16 protein-coding genes are annotated in these 21261 nt (G+C 72.8%); 6 read left to right on the plus strand and 10 right to left on the minus strand.

The annotated features are described in order from the left end of the window. Positions 1 to 285: 285 nt before the first annotated feature. Entirely contained in the window at positions 286 to 1590 is a 1305-nt protein-coding gene (locus tag QNO07_RS10885) for a glycoside hydrolase family 10 protein (protein ID WP_283991567.1), read from the minus strand. 639 nt (positions 1591 to 2229) lie between these two features. Here QNO07_RS10885 and QNO07_RS10890 point away from each other — a divergent pair. The 3 genes from QNO07_RS10890 to QNO07_RS10900 all read left to right on the plus strand — a co-directional run bounded on the left by QNO07_RS10890 (position 2230) and on the right by QNO07_RS10900 (position 5741). Then, positions 2230 to 3366 (plus strand): glycoside hydrolase family 12 protein, encoded by a 1137-nt coding sequence (locus QNO07_RS10890; RefSeq protein WP_283991568.1) that lies wholly within the window; start codon positions 2230 to 2232, stop codon positions 3364 to 3366. 104 nt (positions 3367 to 3470) lie between these two features. Next, the gene (locus tag QNO07_RS10895; protein ID WP_283991569.1) at positions 3471 to 4547 is read left to right on the plus strand and encodes a lytic polysaccharide monooxygenase auxiliary activity family 9 protein; all 1077 of its coding nucleotides are present in this window, start codon (positions 3471 to 3473) and stop codon (positions 4545 to 4547) included. A gap of 240 nt (positions 4548 to 4787) precedes the next feature. After that, positions 4788 to 5741 (plus strand): expansin EXLX1 family cellulose-binding protein, encoded by a 954-nt coding sequence (locus tag QNO07_RS10900; protein ID WP_283991570.1) that lies wholly within the window; start codon positions 4788 to 4790, stop codon positions 5739 to 5741. A gap of 22 nt (positions 5742 to 5763) precedes the next feature. On the opposite strand, the gene QNO07_RS10905 is transcribed toward QNO07_RS10900, so the two are convergent. The 6 genes from QNO07_RS10905 to QNO07_RS10930 form a co-directional block, all read right to left on the minus strand. Further along, on the minus strand, positions 5764 to 6384 hold the full coding sequence (locus QNO07_RS10905) for an L-threonylcarbamoyladenylate synthase (RefSeq protein WP_283991571.1): 621 nt from the start codon (positions 6382 to 6384) through the stop codon (positions 5764 to 5766). Between the two features lie 60 nt (positions 6385 to 6444). Then, a complete protein-coding gene (locus tag QNO07_RS10910; RefSeq protein ID WP_283991572.1) occupies positions 6445 to 7521 on the minus strand; it encodes an Acg family FMN-binding oxidoreductase in 1077 nt (358 codons plus the stop codon). Positions 7522 to 7716: 195 nt separating this feature from the next. Then, entirely contained in the window at positions 7717 to 8391 is a 675-nt protein-coding gene (locus QNO07_RS10915) for a DUF5825 family protein (RefSeq protein ID WP_283991573.1), read from the minus strand. A 75-nt stretch (positions 8392 to 8466) separates the two neighbouring features. After that, complete coding sequence (locus tag QNO07_RS10920; protein WP_283991574.1) at positions 8467 to 10440, minus strand: RiPP maturation radical SAM C-methyltransferase; 1974 nt, start codon at positions 10438 to 10440, stop codon at positions 8467 to 8469. 244 nt (positions 10441 to 10684) lie between these two features. Further along, positions 10685 to 12610 carry an alpha/beta fold hydrolase gene (locus QNO07_RS10925; RefSeq protein WP_349636827.1) on the minus strand — a complete coding sequence of 642 codons (1926 nt, stop codon included), beginning with the start codon at positions 12608 to 12610 and terminating at the stop codon, positions 10685 to 10687. Continuing rightward, complete coding sequence (locus QNO07_RS10930) at positions 12607 to 13893, minus strand: MFS transporter (protein WP_283991575.1); 1287 nt, start codon at positions 13891 to 13893, stop codon at positions 12607 to 12609. Before QNO07_RS10930 ends, QNO07_RS10925 begins: the two co-directional genes overlap by 4 nt. Before the next feature lie 520 nt (positions 13894 to 14413). Between QNO07_RS10930 and QNO07_RS10935 the strand changes: the two genes are divergently transcribed. From QNO07_RS10935 to QNO07_RS10945, 3 genes are all read left to right on the plus strand, one after another. Next, on the plus strand, positions 14414 to 14827 hold the full coding sequence (locus tag QNO07_RS10935) for a rodlin (protein ID WP_283991576.1): 414 nt from the start codon (positions 14414 to 14416) through the stop codon (positions 14825 to 14827). Between the two features lie 421 nt (positions 14828 to 15248). Further along, positions 15249 to 15662 carry a rodlin gene (locus QNO07_RS10940; protein ID WP_283991577.1) on the plus strand — a complete coding sequence of 138 codons (414 nt, stop codon included), beginning with the start codon at positions 15249 to 15251 and terminating at the stop codon, positions 15660 to 15662. A 256-nt stretch (positions 15663 to 15918) separates the two neighbouring features. Then, positions 15919 to 17370, plus strand: coding sequence for an FGGY family carbohydrate kinase (locus QNO07_RS10945; RefSeq protein ID WP_283991578.1), 1452 nt, complete (start codon positions 15919 to 15921; stop codon positions 17368 to 17370). Positions 17371 to 17453: 83 nt separating this feature from the next. On the opposite strand, the gene QNO07_RS10950 is transcribed toward QNO07_RS10945, so the two are convergent. The 3 genes from QNO07_RS10950 to QNO07_RS10960 form a co-directional block, all read right to left on the minus strand. Next, positions 17454 to 18698 (minus strand): RNA polymerase sigma factor, encoded by a 1245-nt coding sequence (locus QNO07_RS10950; RefSeq protein ID WP_502961813.1) that lies wholly within the window; start codon positions 18696 to 18698, stop codon positions 17454 to 17456. Positions 18699 to 18839: 141 nt separating this feature from the next. Then, on the minus strand, positions 18840 to 20750 hold the full coding sequence (dnaG, locus tag QNO07_RS10955) for a DNA primase (protein ID WP_283991580.1): 1911 nt from the start codon (positions 20748 to 20750) through the stop codon (positions 18840 to 18842). Between the two features lie 39 nt (positions 20751 to 20789). Continuing rightward, positions 20790 to 21257, minus strand: a complete 468-nt coding sequence (locus tag QNO07_RS10960) for a GNAT family N-acetyltransferase (protein ID WP_283991581.1) — start codon at positions 21255 to 21257, stop codon at positions 20790 to 20792. Positions 21258 to 21261 lie beyond the last annotated feature (4 nt).

Consider the following 21261-nt stretch of genomic DNA (forward strand, 5'->3'; position numbering starts at 1 on the left):
TCGAACGGCGTCTCGAACCAAGACGTCGTCTCATTTGGACTGTTGGGTAGTCCGGCCTTGTGGGGATCGTTGAACGGCTGGTGCCAGATGAGTTGTGAGAGCTGTTCCAGCGGGTGGTTCCACCATCCTGTGGACCGGGACAAGAAGGGCGCGAAGGTCCGCCTACTCACCGAGCGGGCCGGTTGCGGAACGCGGGTGAGCGGGTGGAAGGCTGACGGCGTGGCGGGGTTCCGGCCGCCACGCCGCACGTGCCCAGGTCACCGACCGGTCGGAGGACCTGCTCTGTCAGGAGACCGAGCAGGCACCGATGGACGGTGCCGTCCAGTTGTTGTTCGCCATGACCGTGAAGCCGAAGCTGGTCGAGGCTCCGGCGGACAGACTGCCGTTGCCGCTGGGCCTCATCGTCATCACGTTTCCGCTGCTGTCCCAGGTGGGGCTGCCGTTCCAGGTGGCGGAGATCCTCTGCGGGGAGTGCACGGTCACGTTCACGCGCCAGCTGCTGATCGCGGAGCTGCCGGCTCGGACCGTCACCCTGCCGTTGAAGCGGTCGCCCCAGCGATCGGTCTGCTCGTAGGAGACGGTGCAGGAGGCATCGCCGCCACCACCGTCCGAACCGCCCAGTGCCGCCAGCACCGCGTGGTAGGCGGGCTTCTTGTTGTAGTTGCCGTCGAACAGCAGCGGAGTGCCGCCGCTGCGCCACGAGTACTTGTCGGTCACGCCCCACACCGTGATGCCGGTGCAGCGGGAGACGGCGAGGCACGCCTCCACGACGCGGCGGTAGTCGTTGGCCTGGGCGGTTCCGGAGCCCTCGATGTCCAGCTCGGTGATCTGTACGTCGACACCGAGGTCCGCGAAGCGCTGCAGGTTCCGCTGGTAGTCGCCGGGGACCGGCGAGTTGCTGTTGAAGTGCGACTGGAATCCGACGCAGTCGATGGGCACGCCGCGCTGCTTGAAGTCGCGCACCATGGTGTACACGGCGTCGCTCTTGGCGTTGACTCCGTCGGTGTTGTAGTCGTTGTAGCAGAGCTTGGCGCCGGGGTCGGCGGCGCGGGCGGTGCGGAACGACTCCTCGATCCAGCCGTTGCCGAGCTTGTCCTGGAACGGAGAGCTGCGCCTGGCGCCGCTGCCGCCGTCCTGGAACGCCTCGTTGACCACGTCCCAGGAGTGGATCTTGCCGCGGTAGTGCCGCATCACGGTGGTGATGTGGTTGTTCATCGCCGAACGCAGGTCGTTCGCACCGAGACTGCCGACCCAGCCGGGCAGTTGGGAGTGCCACACCAGGGTGTGGCCACGGACCGACATGTTCCGGCTGCGTCCGTGATCGACGATCCGGTCGGCGGTGCCGAAGTTGAACGAGTTGCGGGAGGGCTCCAGGGCGTCCCACTTCATCTCGTTCTCGGCCGTGAGGCTGTTGAACTCACCGTTCAGCCTGGACATGTAGTCCGGCTCGTTGAGCTGGCCGGCGGAGACGGCCGCACCGAAGTACCGGCCCTGCTCCGCAGCGGCACCGGCGAGCGTGGAGGCGGCGCTGGCGGTACCGGGCATGGCGACGACGCCGGTCACGCAGAGTGCGCCGACCGTGCCGATCATGAGTGCCTTGCGGCCGAGCGCTCGCCATCTGGGGGGTTTGCGCCCGTCTAAGGCGTCGTTGAACATGGCTGACCCTTCTTTCCAAGGCCGGGACGGAGATCCGGTCCGTCCGGACGTGGTGGGTGCCGTTCGCGGTTCCGCGGGGGAGCGCCCCATCCGGTGGGCGAGCGGCAGCGATCGCTGTGGAGTATTTGCCTGAAGCGGACCGGCGTCAACGCCTCCTTCCGGAATTTTTCCGGTAACTGCCTCCCGCTGTCGCTCACCTGGTTGGCACTTCAATCTGGTTTGATGTGATATCGGAACCGTGAAGGCTCGCTGAGGCCCTTCTGTGGTGGCGAAAGTTCTGGAGCACTTCCGATAGGTGGTGACGCCACCCCTCCTGGTCCCCGGGTGCGCCTCCAACGTCCGTGTCCGGTGAGCCCGTTGCCCAGGGCATAGTCAGCCGGCCCGCTGAACTGCGCCTTCGGAATCCCGTTGAGGAAACTACGTTCACAGGGTTGTCGAGGGCGTCGATGACTCCTACATTCCCGATCGAAACCGATGAGTGGGAGCGCTCCCATCTGCGGGGGAGGGATGGAGCGCTGCCACAACCAGTGCAGCACCCCTGTCGGTTCCGGTCCCCTCGGAGAGAGGCCCCTCATGCGATCGTTGCCGCACCGCCTCCGCACCGTCCGCGCCCTGTCAGGTGCGCTGATCACCGCCCTGGCCACCGTGGCTGCGCTCCTCGTCGCCGCCGCGCCCGCCCGGGCGGACACCACGATCTGCGAACCCTTCGGATCAGCCGTGATCCAGGGCCGCTACGTCGTCCAGAACAACCGCTGGGGCAGCAGCGCCCCCCAGTGCGTCACCGCCACCGACACCGGCTTCCGGGTCACCCAGGCCGACGGCTCGGCGCCCACCGACGGTGCTCCCAAGTCGTACCCGTCGGTCTTCAACGGCTGTCACTACACCAACTGTTCGCCCGGCACCAAGCTGCCCGCGCGCATCAGCGACATCTCCGGTGCGCCCAGCAGCATCTCCTACGGTTACGTTCCGGGCGGTGTGTACAACGCCGCGTACGACATCTGGCTGGACCCGACGCCCCGCACCGACGGCGTCAACCGGACCGAGATCATGATCTGGTTCAACCGGGTCGGCCCGGTCCAGCCGATCGGTTCGCCGGTCGGCACCGCAACCGTCGGCGGACGCACCTGGGAGGTGTGGACCGGCAGCAACGGCTCCAACGACGTCATCTCCTTCGTCGCCCCGTCGGCCATCGCGAGCTGGAGCTTCGACGTCATGGACTTCGTCGACCAGGCCGTCGCCCGGGGCCTGGCCCGGAGCGACTGGTACCTGACGAGCGTCCAGGCCGGCTTCGAACCGTGGCAGGGCGGTGCCGGACTGACGGTGCACTCCTTCTCCTCCGAGGTGAGCACCGGCGGTGGCCCGGGAGGCCCGGGTGATCCGGGTGACCCTGCGGCCGACTGCCAGGTGGCGTACGGCACCAACGTCTGGCAGGGGGGCTTCACCGCCAGCGTGACGGTGAAGAACACCGGATCGAGCGCCGTGGACAACTGGAAGCTCGGCTTCACCCTGCCGTCCGGGCAGCGGGTCACCAACGCCTGGAACGCGACCCTGTCCGCGTCCTCGGGTGCCACGACGGCCGACCCCGTGTCGCACAACGCGCGGATCCCGGCCGGGGGCTCACAGACCTTCGGGTTCCAGGCCACCTACAGCGGCACCTTCGTCACGCCGGCCGGCTTCACCCTGAACGGCACCGCCTGCTCCGTCGCCTGACCCCGCGGTGGCCGGCGCCGCCAAGGGCGTCGTCCCACCCCGCCGGCCTGACCGGCCCGACGACTGACGAGAGAACGACACGACCCCCGACACAGGAGACCCCCATGGCTCGAAGCAAGAGACGACTACTGTCCCTGTTAGCGGTGCTGGCCACCCTGCTCAGCGGGATCGGCCTGGCCCTGGTCAACCAGAACAGCGCGCAGGCGCACGGTGTGACGATGATGCCCGGATCGCGGACCTACCTCTGCTATCTGGACGCCAGGACCAGCACGGGCGCGCTCGACCCGACGAACCCGGCGTGCAGGGCGGCGCTCGCGGAGAGCGGCGCGAACGCGCTGTACAACTGGTTCGCCGTCCTCGACTCCAACGCGGGCGGACGCGGCCAGGGTTACGTCCCGGACGGCAAGCTGTGCAGCGCCGGTGACCGCTCGCCGTACAACTTCACGGGCTACAACGCCGCCCGCGCCGACTGGCCCCGTACGCACCTCACCTCCGGGGCGACGATCAGGATCAAACACAGCAACTGGGCCGCGCACCCCGGTGACTTCAGGGTGTACATGTCCAAGCCCGGCTACTCACCCACGAAGGCGCTGGGGTGGGATGACCTGGAGCTCGTCCAGACCGTCACCGACCCGCCGCAGTCCGGCTCGGTGGGCAGCGAGTCCGGCCACTACTTCTGGGACCTCCAGCTGCCCTCGGGGCGCTCCGGTGACGCGGTGATGTTCATCCAGTGGGTGCGGTCGGACAGTCAGGAGAACTTCTTCTCCTGCTCCGACATCGTCTTCGACGGCGGCAACGGCGAGGTGTCCGGCATCCGCGACTCGGCTCCCACTCCGCCTCCGACCCCGGACCCCACGCCGACCGACCCCCACACCGGGTGTATGGCCCTCTACAAGGTGACCAACTCCTGGAGTGGCGGCTTCCAGGGTTCCGTGGAGGTGATGAACCACCACACCACCGCCCGTGACGGCTGGGCCGTGCGCTGGCAACCGGGCGCCGGCACCGCGATCAACCAGGTCTGGAACGGCACCCTCAGTACCGGCTCCGACGGCACGGTCACGGTCAGGAACGTCGACCACAACCGCACCATTCCGCCGGACGGCACTGTGACGTTCGGCTTCACCGCCACCTCGACCGGGAACCACCTGCCGGTCGGATCGATCAGCTGCGTCAACCCGTAGCACCGGCCACGACGGCGCCGGCTCCCGCATCCGCGGGGGACCGGCGCCGTCGTGCGCGGGGAGCCCCCGACGGCCGCCGGGGGCTCCCCGCGCACGACGGCGCCGGACGTCCTGGACAGGCCGCCGGTGATCCGCGGCAACCTTTTCGGCCCGTGCGGCGACTAGGGGCTGTCCCGCCGGGGGCTGCGGGACAGCCCCCGGGCAGGACACATCCGCTCACCTCTCCGAACGGACGGACACATGCACGAAACACGGCAGGCCGCGCGGCGCCGCAGGCGCAGACGTGTGCTGATGACGGGCACCACGGCGGCGCTGGCAACCGCAGGTCTTCTTGTCTTCCTGGTCATGGCGCTGCAACCCGACCCCAAGGCCGATGCCAGGCCCGTCACGCCCGCTGCCGGCTCCCAGGAGACACTCCCGCCGACACCGCCGGAGCAGGAGCAGCCCACCACGTCCCCGTCCGCCGCCTCTCCGACACCCACGGCCGGCGCGACCACCCCGGAGCCCTCCGCGACGAAGCCGACAGCGCGGGCATCGGCCACCGGCACCCCTCGGGAGACCTCCGCCGCGGTGTCCCTGGCGGGACGGATCCAGCCCGGGTCCACGTACCGGGGGGTCGCCACCGTCTACCAGGCCGGCGACGGCGACGGTGCCTGCCTGTACGGCTCCAGCGACGACATGATGATCGCGGCGATGAACACCACCGACTACGAGACGTCCAAGGCGTGCGGGGCACACGTGCTCGTGCGCGCGGCCAACGGCGCCTCCGTCACGGTCCTGATCACCAACGAGTGTCCGCTGCCCTGCGCTCCCGGGCAACTCGACCTCAGCGAGCAGGCGTTCGCGAAGCTGGCGGCTCCCTCGACCGGCCGGATCGCGGTCACGTGGAGCCTGGTGAGCCCCGGCACGTCCGACACGATATCGATCCGCTACAAGACCGGGTCCAGCAGCCACTGGTGCGCCCTCCAGGCGATCGGCCACCGCAATCCGCTGGCCCGGCTGGAGGTGAGCGCCGGCAGTGGTTGGCGGCAGCTGACCCGAACCGAGTACAACTACTTCCTCTCCGCCGACGGCAGCGGGTGCGGTGGCCCGATAAGGATCACCGACATCCACGGCGAGCGGTTGGTGGTCGACGGGATCGCGTTGCGGCCGGACGCCGCGCAGCAGACCGGGCTCCAGTTCGCCCGGCGCTGACCGCCCCGCCCCGCCGCGCTCGCTACTCGAAGCGCGAGGTGTCGCCCGCGCCGCGGCGGACGATCTCCGCCTCGCCGCTGGAGAAGTCGATGACGGAGGTCGGCTCGGTGCCGCAGTCGCCCGAGTCGAGCACCGCGTCCACGACGTGGTCGAGGCGCTCCTTGATCTCCCAGCCCTGCGTCAGCGGTTCGTCCTCGCCGGGCAGCAGCAGGGTGCTGGACAGGAGCGGTTCACCCAGTTCCGCGAGCAGTGCCTGCACCACGGCGTGGTCGGGGATGCGGACGCCGACCGTCTTCTTCTTCGGGTGCAGCAGCTGACGCGGGACCTCCTTCGTCGCGGGAAGGATGAAGGTGTAGCGGCCCGGGGTCGCCGCCTTGATCAGGCGGAAGACGTTGTTGTCGAGGTGCACGAACTGCCCGAGCTGGGCGAAGTCCTGGCACACCAGGGTGAAGTGGTGCCGGTCGTCGAGGTTGCGGATCGACCGGATCCGGGCGAGCCCGTCGCGGTTGCCCAACTGGCAGCCAAGGGCGAAGCAGGAGTCCGTCGGATACGCGACGAGCGCGCCGGCCCGCAGGTCGTCGGCCACCTTGGAGATGGTGCGGGGCTGGGGGTTCTCGGGGTGCACGTCGAAGTACGTTGCCATCGGCCGAGCGTACGCGACGCGTGGCGGCAGCCGCCCGGCCCGGACCGGCGTCGTGGCCGCTCACGGCTCGATGTCGAGGACCTCGCGCACCGGGCGGCGGGGAGTGCGGGGGCCCTGGGGGCCGTAGCCGAGTCGCAGCACCATCTGCACCGGGCCGGCGCCGGTCATCGGGTCGCGCAGCGGCCAGCGCAGGTCGGTCCACTCCAGTGCCTGGGTGACGAACGACCCGACCAGTCCCTCCTGGGTGGCCACCAGCAGTACCCGCTGCATCGCCTGGCCTGCTCGCAGCCAGTCGGCGGGACGGTCCGTGGGCGTGCTCAGCAGCGCCAGGTGCGGGGTCGGCTCGAAGTCCGCCGTGCCGCGGTCGGCCACCGGGCGGCGTCCGGCGAAGTCGCGGACCGGTGCCTGTCCGGAGCGCTGGTGCGGGCCGAAGGCGTACTCCGGCACCCCGTCGGTCGCCACGTCGGCCGTGGCGGCTCCCAACCTGGTCCAGTGGGACATCTCCTCCCGGCGCTCCCGGCTGTCGGCGTTGCGGACCTCCGCCCGGCGGGCGACCTCCATCACCCAGTCCAGGTGCCAGGCACCGGGGAACTCCAGGGTGGCGCCCTCCTGCTCGGCCGCGGCCACCAGCGCGGTGCGGCAGGTGTCCGGCAGCTCCTCCTCCAGGAACGGGTAGCGGCTGGTGTGCCGGGTGTGCACGGCCGGATACAGCTGGGCCAGCGGCTCGTCCACCTCGCCGCCGGAGTCCGCTTCCACGCCGGAGCCGCCCTCGCCGCCGGCGTGCCCCTCGCGGTCGTGTCCCTCGCCGTCGGAGCCCGCCTTGCCGCCGGAGCCCAGGTCGACCGTGGCCAGCAGTGTCTCGTCGTGCGGGTCGGGCAGCAGGCTCGTGTGGGCGGGCAGCCCGCGGTGGGCGGCGCCCACCCGGAGGTTCAGCAGCGCGGCCCCGCAGGCCAGGTGCAGTCCGCGGGTGTCCGCGTCCTCCTGCGGCAGCGCCCGGGACAGGTCGGCGTACACGGCGAACACGGCGTCGGCACTGCTGTGGCGGAACCGCCACGGCTGGGTGTTGTGCATCGACGGCGCTGCCGCCGCGTCCTCGGCGAGTGCCGTCACCGCGGCTTCCGTCAGCGGTACGGGCATGTCAGCCTCCCCTCGGCAGCGGGTGGCCCGGGAACGAAGGGGCCGCTTCCAGCTTCCCTCCGGCAGCCCGCCGAGGGCAGGGCCGAACGTCCCGTTCGGGACGCCGTTCGGGACCGTGCCCCGACGCTCGCCTCCGTGCCGTGTCCTGAGCCGTGCCGCCACCCGGACCAGGCCGCCGCCGAGCGGGCGCCCGGTTCAGATGGCCATCGCCTCCTGGATCCAGCGCCGGACGCGGTACGGCAGCCACCACACCAGCTCACCGACCTGCCCCACCAGCTGCTCGGCACGGAAGTCCGCCAGCGCCCCCGGCGGGACCGCTGACGCGGGAGCGCCGTAGGACAGCAACCGGACGGCCTCGCGGTACTCCGGTTCGTCGGAGGTGAAGCGGCGCAGCTCGCCCCAGCGCCGGTCGCGGATCTGGAGGAAGCCCGGTCCCTGCCGCCACAGGCACTTGCACAGGTAGTGGCCCTCCCGCCAGGTCCGCAGCGCCTCCTCGGGCGCGGACGTGCCGGTCAGGCGCAGCGGGGGCTGCAGGTGGTTGAGCACCTGCCACGCCTGCTCGTCCCCGCCCAGGTCGAGCCGCCACTCGACGAGCACGGCCTGCGCCGTCAGGTCGCGGACCAGGCACAGGGCCTGCACGGTCCGCGCGGCGTCCTCGGCGTCGGCGGGTGCGCCGAGCCGCACCTCCTCGTGCAGGCGCACCCGGCGCACGCCGCGCTGCCACAGCTGCTGCGCGGCGCCGGCGGCCGGTGAGCCGGCATACGTCTCGCCCAGGCACATGCCGGGGAGGGCGCAGGCGTCCGGGTCGTAGTCCCGCCATGCGGTGACCCGTGGGCCACTGACCGGGCCGGGCGCGGTGATGCTGCTCATCAGTCCTCCTGTTCGGGGTCCGTTCCGGGGGCGGGCGCAGGGTGCGGGGACGGGCCGGGGGCGCCCCGGCCCCGCTCAGGCGGGGACGGCGGCCGGGGGCGCCTGGCCGGCGGACGGCGGCCGCGGCGCGGGCTGCTCGGCCTCGGTCCGGGTGCGCCGCATGAAGTCCAGGCGCAGCAGGTCCTCGTTGACCGCCGCCGGCGCGACGTGCACGTACTGCCCGGCGTCGGTGAAGACCAGCCCGAGCGAGACCCAGCTCTCCAGCAGCTCACCGACCTGCCGCCCGCCGACCTGCCGCCCGCCGCCGTCCGGTCCGCCGCCGGGCTCGTCCAGGCGGCTGCGCAGCTTGCGCAGCAGCGCCTCGGGGGTGTGCGGCTGGTCGAGCAGGCGGAACGCGGCCAGCTCCACGGGGTCGGTCAGTTCCATGGCCCGCCAGTCGAACGCGCGGCGCCGGCTGACCAGCACGATCCGGTCGCCGAGGTCGGCGTGGGTGAGCCGGCTGGTGGGGTAGTGCTTCTTCCACGCGCGCAGCCCCTCGTTGAGCTGGTCCACGGTGCTGCCGCGGATGCCGCGCTCCGGCGCCTCGAAGACGTACGCCAGGTCGTACAGTTCGCTCTCCGGCAGGTCGTAGGTGAAGCGGTAGTGCTCCTCCGGGCGCAGGCCGGTGAAGCCCAGGGCGGGCTGCTCGAAGTACGGGCTGAACCGCTCGATGGCGATGCGGGCGGACAGGTCCACCGGCGGGTTGAGGTGTTCCAGCGCGGGCAGTTGGGCGATGACGGGTTCGTAGTCCTCGTCCCGTTCACCGGGGAAGCCGTGCAGGTAGTTCCAGGAGACGGCGAGCCCCGTCTCCGCGCCGTCCCGCAGCATGCGCACGTTCTGGCAGCCGCTGACGCCCTTGTCCATCAGGTCCAGGACCCGGCTGTTCAGGCTCTCGATGCCGGGCTGGACGTAGATCAGACCCGCGTCGGCGAGGGTCTGGAGCTGGCTGCGTCGCATGTTCGCCTTGATCTCGATGTGCATGCGCAGGTCATGGCCGCTCTCGACGATCCTCGGCAGCACCGTGTTGAGGTAGCCCATGTCGAGGATGTTGTCGACCAGGTACATGTCGAGCACCCGGTGCCGCTCGGCGAGTTCCATGATCTCCCGGTAGAACGTGTCCGGGCTCTTGCTGCGGTACTGCATGAACGAGCCGTTGAGCCCGCAGAACGTGCAGTGGTGCTTCTCGCCCCACCAGCACCCGCGGGCGCCCTCCACGACGAGCTTCGGCTCGACCCAGTGCCGGGCGGCGGACTCGGCCAGTCGCTCGAAGTAGCCGCCGTAGTCGGGCGGCAGGATCGCGGCGGGCGGCAGCGGCGTGCTGCTCATCGGGTTGGCGACCGGTGTGCCGCCCTCGTCCCGCCAGCACAGTCCGGGCACGGTAGCCGGGTCCGCGTCGCCGCCGATCACCGCCAGCGTGCGCGGGAACGCGGCCTCACCCTCGCCGCGGACCACGAAGTCGACGAAGGGGAAGTTGCGGTGGGCGGCCGCGCCCTGCTCGGCGTCGCAGTTGGCGCCGCCCATCACGGTGACGACGTGCGGAGCGAGCCGTTTGATCTGGCGGGCGGCGGCGAGTGCGGCGGTGTTCTGCTGGAACGTCGAGGTGAAGCCGACCACGTCCGGCGCGGCGGCGACCACCGCCTCCGCGGTCTCCCGTACGAACTCCGGTGCGATGGTGTGCAGTTCGTGAGTCATCCGCATCCGGGCCCGGTTCAGCCGGCCGCGCATCGAGGCGGTGAACTCCTCTGTCCGCCACTCGGGGTCGTCGTACAGCGCGGAGGAGAACACCCAGTCGCCGCAGCCCATGAAGTAGGAGGAGAGCGCGTAGTACTCGTAGTCGTCCTTGCCGAACTCCGTCCGCCGGGTGATCCAGTCGGTGAAGTGCAGGTTGGCGTGCACCACCTCGGCCTCCGCGCCGGGCGTGCGCTCGTTGACGCTGCGCTTGAGGATGCCCAGCGCGAGCGAGGGCAGGTCGATCGGTGACCAGGGCATGTTGACCAGCAGCACTCGCATGGCAGCTCCTCCGGGGCAGTGTCGGGTGGGGCGTGGCGGTCGGGCGGCCGTCGCGCCGGGGGGCCGGCCCGGCCGCGCGCGCGGCCGGGCCGGGGCGCTCGGTCAGTCCTCCTCCACTTCCTCCGCGTTGCGGAACGGAATGGTCACAGTGATGCCGATGCTCGGCTTGCGGTTCTCCTCGTCACCCTCGAGCGGGTCGTTGTGGATGATGTCCTTCTGCATGTCGCCACCTCCTCCCTCGGTGTCATGGCTGGTCGTCCCGGCGGCCGGGCAGGGCCGTGGAACGGTCGGCCCTGGGGGTCCCGCCCCGGTCGGGGCGGGCGGTCGGGTGGGCCTGCGGAGGGTCCCGCAGGTGCCGGTGCAGGAACGTCACGGCCCGCCGCAGGGCGGTCACGTGGTCCTCGGCGTGGTAGCCGTCGTGCCCGGAGTCCAGCCACAGCTCCTCGTGCGGCACGGAGGCCGTGCGCAGCGCGGCGAGGTAGCGGCGGACCTGTCCGGGCGGGCACTTGGTGTCGCGGGCACCGGCCACCACCAGCACCGGCGCGCGCACCGCCGCCGCGTAGGTCAGCGGCGAGCTGCGGGCGTACCGGCCGGGCACCTCGTCCGGGGTGCCGCCGTGCAGCTGCTCGTCCAGCGCCCGCAGCGCGGGGGTGCCGGTGCGGTAGGCCTCCACGGAGTCCGCGACGGGTTTCACCGCCACTCCCGCCCGCCACAGCCCCGGCTGCGTGCCGAGCGCCAGGAGCGCCAGGTAGCCGCCCCAGGAGGTGCCCCACAGCCCGACGGCGTCCGGCCGGGCGAGACCGCGGCGGACCAGGTCGGCCCGTACCGCGACGAGGTCGGCGACCTGGGTGAGGCCGACGCCGTCCGCCGACGCGGCCCGCCAGCGCGGCCCGTAGCCGGTGGAGCCGCGGTAGTTGGCCCTGGCCACCGCGAATCCGGAGGCGACCAGGGAGTGCACCATCGGGTCGTAGGCGTCGCGGTCGTGGTCGGCCGGGCCGCCGTGCAGCAGGAGGACCAGCGGCGCGACGTCCCCCGGGGCGTGGTCGGGACGGCTCAGCAGGGTGTGCACAGGGCCCTGCGGCCCGGGCGTCCACAGGTCTTCGTGGTGGCCGGGTACCCGCTCGGGCAGCTCGGCGAGGCCCGGCAGCGGGGTGCCGGCGGTGGAGCACAGGCGGGGCGCGGTGACGGCGTCGGTCCACAGGTAGTGCACGTCGCCGCCCGGCCGGGGCGCGGCGTCCAGCAGGGTGCCGCGCGGAGTGCGTACCGGGCGCAACGTGCCCGTGTCCAGGTCGGCCGTCCACAGGGAGCTGCGGCCCGCCCGGTCCTGGCGGACCAGTGCGGCCCGCGCGTCCGGGTACCAGCGGGCGGAGATCTCGGTGCGGAACCACCAGGGCTGCAGCCGCAGTCCGTTGCCGCGGCTCCAGCACGCCAGCCGGTAGCCGCCCTGGTGCTCGGCGATCAGCAGCAGTTCCGCCTGCGGGGACGACGGAGAGAACCCCAGCGCCCACAACCGGCCGTCGCGTCCCGACAGCTCGGTGACGTGCTGGCCGGCCGAGGTCAGCACGGTCACCGCCCGCACCGAGCCGGCGGCGCCCGCCACCGCCAGCAGGCCGCCGCAGGGCGAGAGGCCGGCGAGGCGGCCGGGACGGCGGCTGCGGTACACCGGGCGCGCCGCCTCACCGCGCCGCCCCAGCCACACCGAGAACCCGGCGGCGCCTCCGACACCGACCGCGGTCCGTCCCCCCGCGCTGGTCGCCAGCCCCAGCGGAGTGCCCAGCGGCACCCCGCACAGGCCGGGGGAGTGCGGGCCGCCGGCGAACTCCTGCACCCGCCAGCGCCCGTGCCCGTCCACCCGTGCCGGGCCGCCGCATGTGCTGCCGTCGTCGTGGACGCCGCCGCCACCGTCGTCGTCCGGCGGGTGCTCGTCGAACCACCACACCCAGCCGTCGGCGTCGATGCTGCCGTGCACCGTGCCGCGCGGCCGGTCGGTGACCTGCCGGCTCCGCCCCGAGGCCGCGTTCCAGGTGAACACCTCGCACCGGCCGCCCGCGTCACCGGCGAGGACCATCAGCCGCGGGTCGCGGGCGCACACCTCGGGCAGCGCCGCCCGGTACATCCGGTAGCCCGGCTCCGGGGCAGGGCCGGCGGGGCGTCCGCCGGGCCCGGTCACGGTGTGCCCTCCGCCAGCGTGCCGCGCGCGGCACGCGCCGTCGTGTGCACGGCCAGTGCCGCGAGCAGCACCGCGCAGCCCAGCGCGGTGGCGGTGGCGCCGGCGAACGCCGCCAGCGTCCCGGCGGCGACCGGGGCGAGCGCCGCCGCGGCGCCCGCCGTCGTCGCCAGCGCGGTGCCGGTACGCGACTGCAACGGAACCGGTGTCACCCGGATCGCCCGCGACTGGAGCACGACGACGGTGACCGGAAGCAGCAGCGACAGGGCGGCGAAAAGCAGGCCGTACACCCACACCCGGTCGCTCACGACCAGCCCCAGGGCCGGCGGCACCAGTAGCCAGGACACCGTCGGCAGCAGCCGGGAGGCGGGCAGCAGCCGGCTCGCGCGCGGCGCGAGCAGCGCGCCCACCAGCCCGGCGGCGCCGCCGGCGGCGAGTACCGCGCCCACCGGTGCGGCGGCCGTTCCGCTGCCGTGCAGCGCGAAGATCGTGCCGTAGCAGAGCGCGCCGAGCAGACCGCTGACGGCCGTGGTCCACAGCAGTACGAACCGCAGGAAGGGCGTCCTGCGCACGAAGGCCAGGCCTGCGGCCAGCTCGGCGCCGAACCCGGCCCACGCCCCGCGGGCCCCGGCCCGCCCGCCGTCCGTCCTGTCCGGCGGCACGGCGGCGTCCGCGGCCGGGTCGAGGTTGCCGCGCATCGCCCGGACACATCCGGCGGCGACCAGGTAGGACGCGGCGTCGGCCAGGAACGGCAGCCAGCGGGCGAGTTGGAACAGCACCCCGCCCAGCAGCGGGCCGGCGACGAGCGCCGCCTGCTCGCCCGCCTGTAATCGTGAGACGGCGCGCGGGTACCCGTCCGGCGGCACGACGACGGCGAGGGTGCCACGTGCGGCGGCCTCGTGGCAGGAGGTGGAGGTCCGCTCCACGGCCACCGCCGCGAACAGGTGCCACAGCGCCGGTTCGCTGCCGGCCGCCGCCACCGCGATCGAGGCCATGGCGCCGGCCGAGACGAGGGCGGAGCCGAGCATCACCGTGCGCCGCGCGCCCCGGTCGGCCAGCACCGCGGCGAACGGTGCCAGCAGCAGACCGCAGGCCGCGGACGCTCCGGCGACCACCCCGACCACGGCGGGGGAGGTGCCCGTCGCGAGCAGGAGCAGCGGCAACGCCAGCCCTGACACCTGGGTGCCCAGCGCGTCGGTGGTGCCGGCCCACCAGAACAGCCGGAAGTCGTGCGGTGCGGCGGCCCCGGGCCGCTGCGAGGTTCCCCCTGCCGGGACGGCGGTCATCAACCCGCCCGCTCACCCGGCCTGTGCGTCTGCCGCGCGGTGGTCGCCGCGCGCTGGCCACGTGCCACGTGCCATCACCCCGTTCACGAACGCCTCGTGAAGATCATCTGAATCGATGGTGCAAGGTGCGGTGGAACTGTGCCGGTCCTGAGTCGGGGTGAGCTTAGCCACGGCCCCCGCAGCCCACAAGGAGAGCGCGGGCGTCCGCTTCGGTGCCCCGCGCCCGCTGTGTGTCGGTCCGCAACGCCCGGCCGAGCCGGGCGTTGCGGCTCCGGCGGTGCCGGCGGCTCCGGCGGCCGGCGGCGGGACGGCGAGCGCCCCCCGCGAGGGGCCCGCGACCGGTCCGATCCGCACAGCTGATCTGGGGAAACGATTCGGTCCGCCGTGCGCCGGGGCGCGCGCCGGACGGATAAGTACACATACTGGGCCGTGCGGGTGAAGGACCAGAACTATTGCGAATCCAGCGAGTTGACCAGTTTGCTCCGGCAGCGGGGCACTCCAGGATTCGGAAGGAACACTCGTGATCAAGAAGACCCTCGCCACGGCTGCTGTGGCGGCTTCTGTTGTCGGCGTGGCCGGTATGGCAGCCACCCCCGCCATGGCGGTTGGTGACCACGGTCACACCACGACCAACGGCAACGGCGCGATGCAGAAGTACGGCAACACGACCACGGGCGGCTACATGAGCCCGAACATGAGCCTGGTCAACGGCTCGCTGAACAAGCCGTGTGTTGTCGTTCTGGGCGACAAGGCCAACGTGGGCAGCCTCGTGGGCCTGGTGCCGATCACCGTTCAGGACATCCTCACCAGCTCCAACGCGCAGAACTGCACCGAGAACTCCAGCCAGATCGACGGCGACGACCCGCTGTCGCACGTTCTGTCGGAGATCTCGCTGCTCTCCGAGAACGGTTCGGGCGCGGTTCGCGGCGGCTGATCAACGCCGCTGGAGCCCGGGCCGCCGAACCTCGTTCGGCGGCCCGGGCTGCCTTTCTCCTTTCTCCCACGCACTTGCCGCTGGGCCGCCTCGGCGGTCCCACCGGTTCCGCTGCCCGACGGGTGGCCCACCCGGCTGCTCCCCGGCACGTCCGGACCAGGGCCGTGCCCGGAGCGGCAGTCGCCCGGGCGCCCCGGCCCTCCCCCGGGCCGTCCGGACGGCGCCGCGGCCTGTGCCGCCGCGTGCCGCCCGGCCCACGGCGGCGAAGCGCAGAGCGGCACAGCGCCGAAGCAGTACCGAGCAGTGCACGGCAGCTCGCAGCAGCACCGCGCAGCACCACGATTCAGCTGTCACTCCGCCGGCCGACCCCCTGCATCCCCACCGGCGGCGGGGAATCAACCATTCGGAAGAAGGACCTCCCGTGATCAAGAAGACCCTCGCCACCGCCGCTGTCGCCGTCTCCGTCGTCGGTGTCGGCGCTGCCGCCGCCACCCCCGCCATGGCGGTCGGTGACCACGGCCACACCACGACCAACGGCAACGAGGCCGTCCAGAAGTACGGCAACACCACCACCGGTGGCTACATGAGCCCGAACATGAGCCTGGTCAACGGCACGGCCAACAAGCTGTGCGCCGTGGTCCTGGGTGACAAGCTCAACGTGGGCAGCCTCGTCGGTGTCGTGCCGGTCACCGTCCAGGACATCGCCACCAGCTCCAACGCGCAGAACTGCTCCGAGAACTCCACCCAGATCGACGGTGACGACCCGCTGTCGCACATCCTGTCGGACATCTCGCTGCTCTCGGAGAACGGCGCCAGCGCGGTCCGCGGCGGCTGATCCTCCCCCTGGCTCGGGCCTCCTGGCTCGCGCATCGGGCCGCCGGCTGACGTGGCGGCGGCCCGGTCCCTGCCGGCGGTGCGGCCCGCGGATTCACCTCCGTCCGCGCGGCGCCCCGCTGGCCGTCCCCCCTTCCGGGCACTCCACGACCGGAAGGGGGGACCTGCCATGTCCGGGTTACCGGCCGGTCAGGTCGGCAAGAGCCGAGGCACCTCACCGTTCGAGGATCGGCCCGGGGTGGGGCATCATCTCCCCCATGGGGATAGTCGCCGGTCTGGACAGCTCGTCTGATTTCACACGTATCGTCATCTGCGACGCCGACACGGGGGCCGTGGTCCGGCAGGGCCATGCCGCGCACCCGCACGCCGCCCCGGATGGCACGGCCCGGCGCACCGAGATCGACCCGCAGGCGTGGCTGATGTCGCTGGGCGAGGCCGCCTCGGGCGGTCTGCTCGAAGGGGTCCAGGCGATCGGAGTCTCCGCCCAGCAGCAGGGAGTGGTGGCGCTGGACCGCGGCGGCAACGCCGTGCGGCCCGCGCTTGTAGGCAACGACCCGCGGGCGCAGACCGCCGCCGCCGACCTGGTGGACGGGCTCGGCAGCAAGGAGGCGTGGGCCCAGGCGGTGGGGTGCGTGCCGCAGGCGGGCCAACCGGTCGCGAAGCTGCGGTGGCTGGCCCGGCAGGAACCCGACGCCGCCGCCCGGGTGGCCGCCGTGCTCCAGCCCCACGACTGGCTCACCTGGCAACTGCTCGGCCGGCCCGCGCGCCGGGTCACCGACCGGGGCGACGCCTCCGGCACCGGCTACTGGTCGGCTGCCACCGGCAGTTGGCGGCCCGACCTGGTGGAACTCGCACTGGGCCACCAGGTCGCGCTGCCCGAGGTGATCGGCCCGGCCGAAGCAGCCGGGCACACGCCCGAGGGCCTGCTGATCTCCGCCGGCACCGGCGAGACCATGGCCGCCGCCTTCGGGCTGGGCATCAGCCCCGGCGACGCGGTGGTCTCCCTCGGGGCCTCCGGCTCGGTCTCCGTCGTGCACCACGAGGCGCTGGTGGACCCCTCCGGCACCATCTCGTCCTACGCGGACGCCACCGGCATGCACATGCCGGTGGTGCGCACGCTCAACGCGGTGCGGGTGCTCCGCGGCACCGCGGAACTGCTCGGCACCGACCTGGCGGGGCTGTCGGAGCTGGCCGCCGACTCCAGCCCCGGTTCCTACGGGCTGGTGCTGCTGCCGTACCTCGAAGGTGAACGCACACCCGACCTGCCGCATACCGCCGGCACCCTGGCGGGCCTTCGCCGGGAGTCGATGAAGCCCGAGCACCTGGCCCGGGCCGCGTTCGAGGGCATGCTGTGCGGGCTGGCCGACGCCCTGGACGTGGTGCGCGAACGCGGAGTGCAGGTGCGGCGGGTCTTCCTGCTCGGTGCGGCGGCGGAACTGCCCGCCGTGCAGCAGATGGCGCCGAGCCTCTTCGGCGCCGGAGTGGTCGTGCCGCAGCCGGCCGACTACACCACCCTCGGCGCCGCCCGGCAGGCCGCGTGGGCGCTGGGAGTATCCCGCGGCACGCTCTCGCCGCACGAGCCGCCCCGCTGGCCGGCGGCGGCCGGCAGCCGGTTCGACCCCGGCGAGGACGGTCCCCTCGGCCACGCGGTGCGCCAGCAGTACATCGCCGTACGGGACCAGGTCCACCCCGGCGCCTTCGGCCGCTGACCCCGGACCGAGCCCCTGGCCCGCACCCGCACCAGCCCGCGCCCGCGCCCGCCCGGAACCGTGGTGGGTGCGGGCGGGCCGGGTCAGTCCAGGTAGCCGCGCAGCTGGTCGGCGTAGGTGTGGTCGCGCAGCTTGCCGAGCGTCTTGGACTCGATCTGCCGGATGCGCTCCCGGGTGACGCCGAAGATCCGGCCGATCTCCTCCAGGGTGCGCGGGCGGCCGTCGGCCAGCCCGTAGCGCAACTGGACGACCTTGCGCTCACGCTCGCCCAGCGTCGACAGCACCGCGTCCAGGTGCTCGCGCAGCAGCAGGAACGCGGCCGACTCCACGGGTGAGGGCAGGTCGCCGTCCTCGATCAGGTCGGCGAGGTGCACGTCGTCCTCCTCGCCGACCGGCGCGTGCAGCGAGATGGGGTCCTGGGCCAGGCGCAGCACCTCGCGGACCCGCTCCGGCGGCAGCCCCAGGTGGGCGCCCACCTCCTGCGGCGTCGGCTCGTAGCCGCGCTCCTGGAGCAGCCGGCGCTGCACCCGGATCACCCGGTTGATCAGCTCGACGACGTGCACCGGCACCCGGATGGTGCGCGCCTGGTCGGCGAGGGCGCGGGACATGGCCTGGCGGATCCACCAGGTGGCGTAGGTGGAGAACTTGTAGCCGCGGGTGTAGTCGAACTTCTCGACCGCCCGGATCAGCCCGAGGTTGCCCTCCTGGACCAGGTCGAGCATGGTCAGGCCCCGCCCGACGTAGCGCTTGGCCACGGACACCACCAGGCGCAGGTTCGCCTCGATGAGGCGGCGCTTGGCCATCCGGCCGCGCACCACGAGCCGGTCGAGGTCGTGGGCGAGGTCGTCGTCGAGGTCGGTGGCCCGGGCCAGCTTCTCCTCCGCGAACAGGCCGGCCTCCACCCGGCGGGCCAGCTCGACCTCCTCGGCGGCGCTGAGCAGTTCGATGCGGCCGATCTCCCGCAGGTACTGCCGGAAGAGGTCGGCCGACGGCGCGCCGCTGTCGGCGCGCGGCCGGCGCACGGCCGCGGGGGACTCGTCGACCGCCGCCTCTGCCGACACCGCCTCACCGGCCGCCGGCTCCCCCTCGCCGAGCAGTGGTACGGCCTCAATGGGCTGCGGCACGGCCTCCCCGGGCAGTGGCACCGTGTCCGGGTGCGCGGACGGGAGGTCGGGGGTGTCGTCCGCGGCGGCGGGGGCCGCACTCGTGAGGGTCCGGGTCTGCACGGGCGACCTCCATGGTGATCGCTGCCTCGGGGGGTGGCGTGCGAAACGGGGAGGAGCGCGGCAGGTTCGCCGCAGTCCGTTCCCGCCGGGGGGTGAGCGCATCCGCAAAGCCGGAAGATCACGCTCCTGGAGACTCAGGCACCGCCCCCAGTGTGGGGTACGACACACTCCGCCCAGTAGAGGGCTGCGCGCAGTTTCTGAGAATTCGCTACCGCGTGCAGCCGGGTCGCTACGGCGTGCGTTTCAGAGCGCGGCGGCGCCGCGCTCGCGCAGGGCCGTGGCGTACTGCTGGAGCACCCACAGCTCCTGCCACACGCCGGCGGACTTCTCGTGCGCCCCCTGGGCGTCCAACCGCCGCGCGGAGCCCTCCAGTTCAGCAGTGCGAGCGCGTACCGCCGCCAGCCGCACGGCCACCAGCTGCTCACCCGCGTACGCCTCGTCCGGGTCGCCGCCGCCGGGGTTGCGCAGCGGCTCCACGGTCAGTTCGGTGACCAGCCGGCGCACCGAGTCGTCCGGCGCGGCCTCCCGCACCCGGGCGACGTACTCGCCGTCCGCGGCTGCCGCCCCGCCCGCGACCTGTACCGTCTCGCGGACCTGCGCGTAGGGCGGTGCGGTGAACTCGTCGGCGCCGTAGGCGTCGAACACCGGGGAGACCAGGTGCGGGTACTGCAGGGCGAGCTTCAGCAGCTCCCGCTCGACCAGGTGTGCCGGGCTGCGCAGGTGCAGCGGGGGGCCGGCGGTGGTGCGGACGCCGGACGGGGCCGTCTGACGGCCCTGCGGCGCGGGCGCGGCGGGTGCCGGACGGCGTCCGCTCTGACCGCCGTCCCGCTTCCAGCGGGCCAGCTGCCCGACCCGGCGCACCACGAACTGCGTGTCCAGGATGCCCAGCAGCCCGGCCAGCCGCACCGCGTACTCGTGCTGCAGCGAGCCGTCCTTGATGCGGGCGACGATCGGCGCCGCCGCCTCCAGGGCCGCCGAGCGGCCCTCGGCCGAGTCGAGGTCGTGCTCGTCCACCACTGAGCGCAGCGCGAACTCGAACAGCCGAGACCGGCCCTCCACCAGCTCACGGACCGCCACGTCGCCCTTGGCCAGGCGCAGTTCGCAGGGATCCATGCCGCCTGGGCTGATCGCGATCGAGGTGCGGGCGGCGAACTTCTGGTCGTCCTCGAAGGCGCGCAGCGCTGCCTTCTGCCCGGCCGCGTCGCCGTCGAAGGTGAAGACCACCTCGGAGCGGGAGTTGTCCATCAGCAGCCGGCGGAGGATCTTGATGTGGCCCTCGCCGAAGGCGGTGCCCGAGGTGGCGATGGCCGTGGTCACGCCCGCCAGGTGGCAGGCCATGACGTCGGTGTAGCCCTCGACGACGACCGCCCGGCCCTCCTTGGCGATGTCCCGCTTCGCGAGGTCGATGCCGTAGAGCACGTGCGACTTCTTGTACAGCGGCGTCTCGGGGGTGTTGAGGTACTTGGGGCCGTTGTCGTCCTCGCGGAGCTTGCGGGCGCCGAACCCGACGACCTCACCGGTGATGTCGCGGATCGGCCACATCAGGCGGCCCCGGAACCGGTCGATCGGGCCGCGCCGGCCGTCCTGGGAGATTCCGGAGAGGATGAGCTCCTTGTCGGTGAAGCCGCGGCCGCGCAGGAAGCGGGTGAGGTGGTCCCAGCCGGCGGGGGAGTAGCCGACGCCGAAGTGCTCGGCGGCGGCCTTGTCGAAGCCGCGCTCGTCGAGGAAGCGCCGGCCGATCTCCGCCTCGGGTGAGTCGAGCTGCTCGGCGTAGTACGCGGCGGCGGCCCGGTGCGCCTCGACCAGCCGGGTGCGCTCGCCCTGCTGGCTGGCCCGGCCGTAGCCGCCCTCCTCGTAGCGCAGCGTGATGCCGGCCTGGGCGGCGAGGCGCTCGACGGCCTCGGAGAAGGACAGGTGGTCGACCTTGCGCACGAAGTCGAGAGTGTCCCCGCCCTCCTGGCAGCCGAAGCAGTGGTAGAAGCCCTTGCTGGGGCTGACGTGGAAGGAGGGCGACTTCTCGTCGTGGAAGGGGCACAGCCCCTTGAGGTTGCCGCCGCCCGCGCTGCGCAGCTGGAGGTACTCCGAGACCACGGCGTCGATCGGGACCGCGTCCCGTACCGCCTTCACGTCCTCGTCATTGATCCTGCCCGCCACGTCAGAAGTGTACGGCGCCGCACCGACACCTCCGAGCGGTCACCCGGCCGCCGCACCCAGCTCCCGGACGAAGACGAAGTGCGGGCCGACGCCCGGTATGACGAACTCGGGACCGAAGGTCCGGTAGCCGTGCCGCCGGTAGAAGCCCCCGGCCTCGGTGCGGCCGTTGCACCACACCACGTCGGCGCCCCGGGCGAGGGCCTGCGCGGTTCCGGCGGCCAGCACCGCCGCGCCGTAGCCCCGGCCGCGGACGTGTGCGGCGCTCGCCATGCCCCGGATGCGGAACCCCGTCCCGCCCGGCCCGCCCGGGTCGGGGAAGCCTTCCGGGTAGAAGCTGCCGCAGGCCAGGACGCGCGGCCGGTCCCCGTCGTAGGCGGCGATGTGGAACGCCCCCGGTTCGGCGTCCTCGGCGAACTCGGCCGAGGCGGCCGGCAGCCCGGGGCGCAGCACCTCCCAGCGCAGCGCGAATATCTCAGGCAGCGGCACCACGGCGGTACGGGTCGTCATGCGG

This window comes from Streptomyces sp. 549, assembly GCF_030124175.1.
GTDB lineage: Bacteria > Actinomycetota > Actinomycetes > Streptomycetales > Streptomycetaceae > Streptomyces.

Bases quoted from the DNA above. Each gene is read 5' to 3' on its own strand.
- QNO07_RS10960 (WP_283991581.1), bottom strand. From the start codon at position 21,257: ATGACGACCCGTACCGCCGTGGTGCCGCTGCCTGAGATATTCGCGCTG.
- QNO07_RS10905 (WP_283991571.1), bottom strand. From the start codon at position 6,384: ATGGCAACGTACTTCGACGTGCACCCCGAGAACCCCCAGCCCCGCACC.
- QNO07_RS10910 (WP_283991572.1), bottom strand. From the start codon at position 7,521: ATGCCCGTACCGCTGACGGAAGCCGCGGTGACGGCACTCGCCGAGGAC.
- QNO07_RS10885 (WP_283991567.1), bottom strand. From the start codon at position 1,590: ATGATCGGCACGGTCGGCGCACTCTGCGTGACCGGCGTCGTCGCCATG.
- QNO07_RS10945 (WP_283991578.1), top strand. From the start codon at position 15,919: ATGGGGATAGTCGCCGGTCTGGACAGCTCGTCTGATTTCACACGTATC.
- QNO07_RS10950 (WP_502961813.1), bottom strand. From the start codon at position 18,698: ATGCGCTCACCCCCCGGCGGGAACGGACTGCGGCGAACCTGCCGCGCT.
- QNO07_RS10930 (WP_283991575.1), bottom strand. From the start codon at position 13,893: ATGACCGCCGTCCCGGCAGGGGGAACCTCGCAGCGGCCCGGGGCCGCC.
- QNO07_RS10890 (WP_283991568.1), top strand. From the start codon at position 2,230: ATGCGATCGTTGCCGCACCGCCTCCGCACCGTCCGCGCCCTGTCAGGT.
- QNO07_RS10920 (WP_283991574.1), bottom strand. From the start codon at position 10,440: ATGCGAGTGCTGCTGGTCAACATGCCCTGGTCACCGATCGACCTGCCC.
- QNO07_RS10915 (WP_283991573.1), bottom strand. From the start codon at position 8,391: ATGAGCAGCATCACCGCGCCCGGCCCGGTCAGTGGCCCACGGGTCACC.
- QNO07_RS10900 (WP_283991570.1), top strand. From the start codon at position 4,788: ATGCACGAAACACGGCAGGCCGCGCGGCGCCGCAGGCGCAGACGTGTG.
- QNO07_RS10895 (WP_283991569.1), top strand. From the start codon at position 3,471: ATGGCTCGAAGCAAGAGACGACTACTGTCCCTGTTAGCGGTGCTGGCC.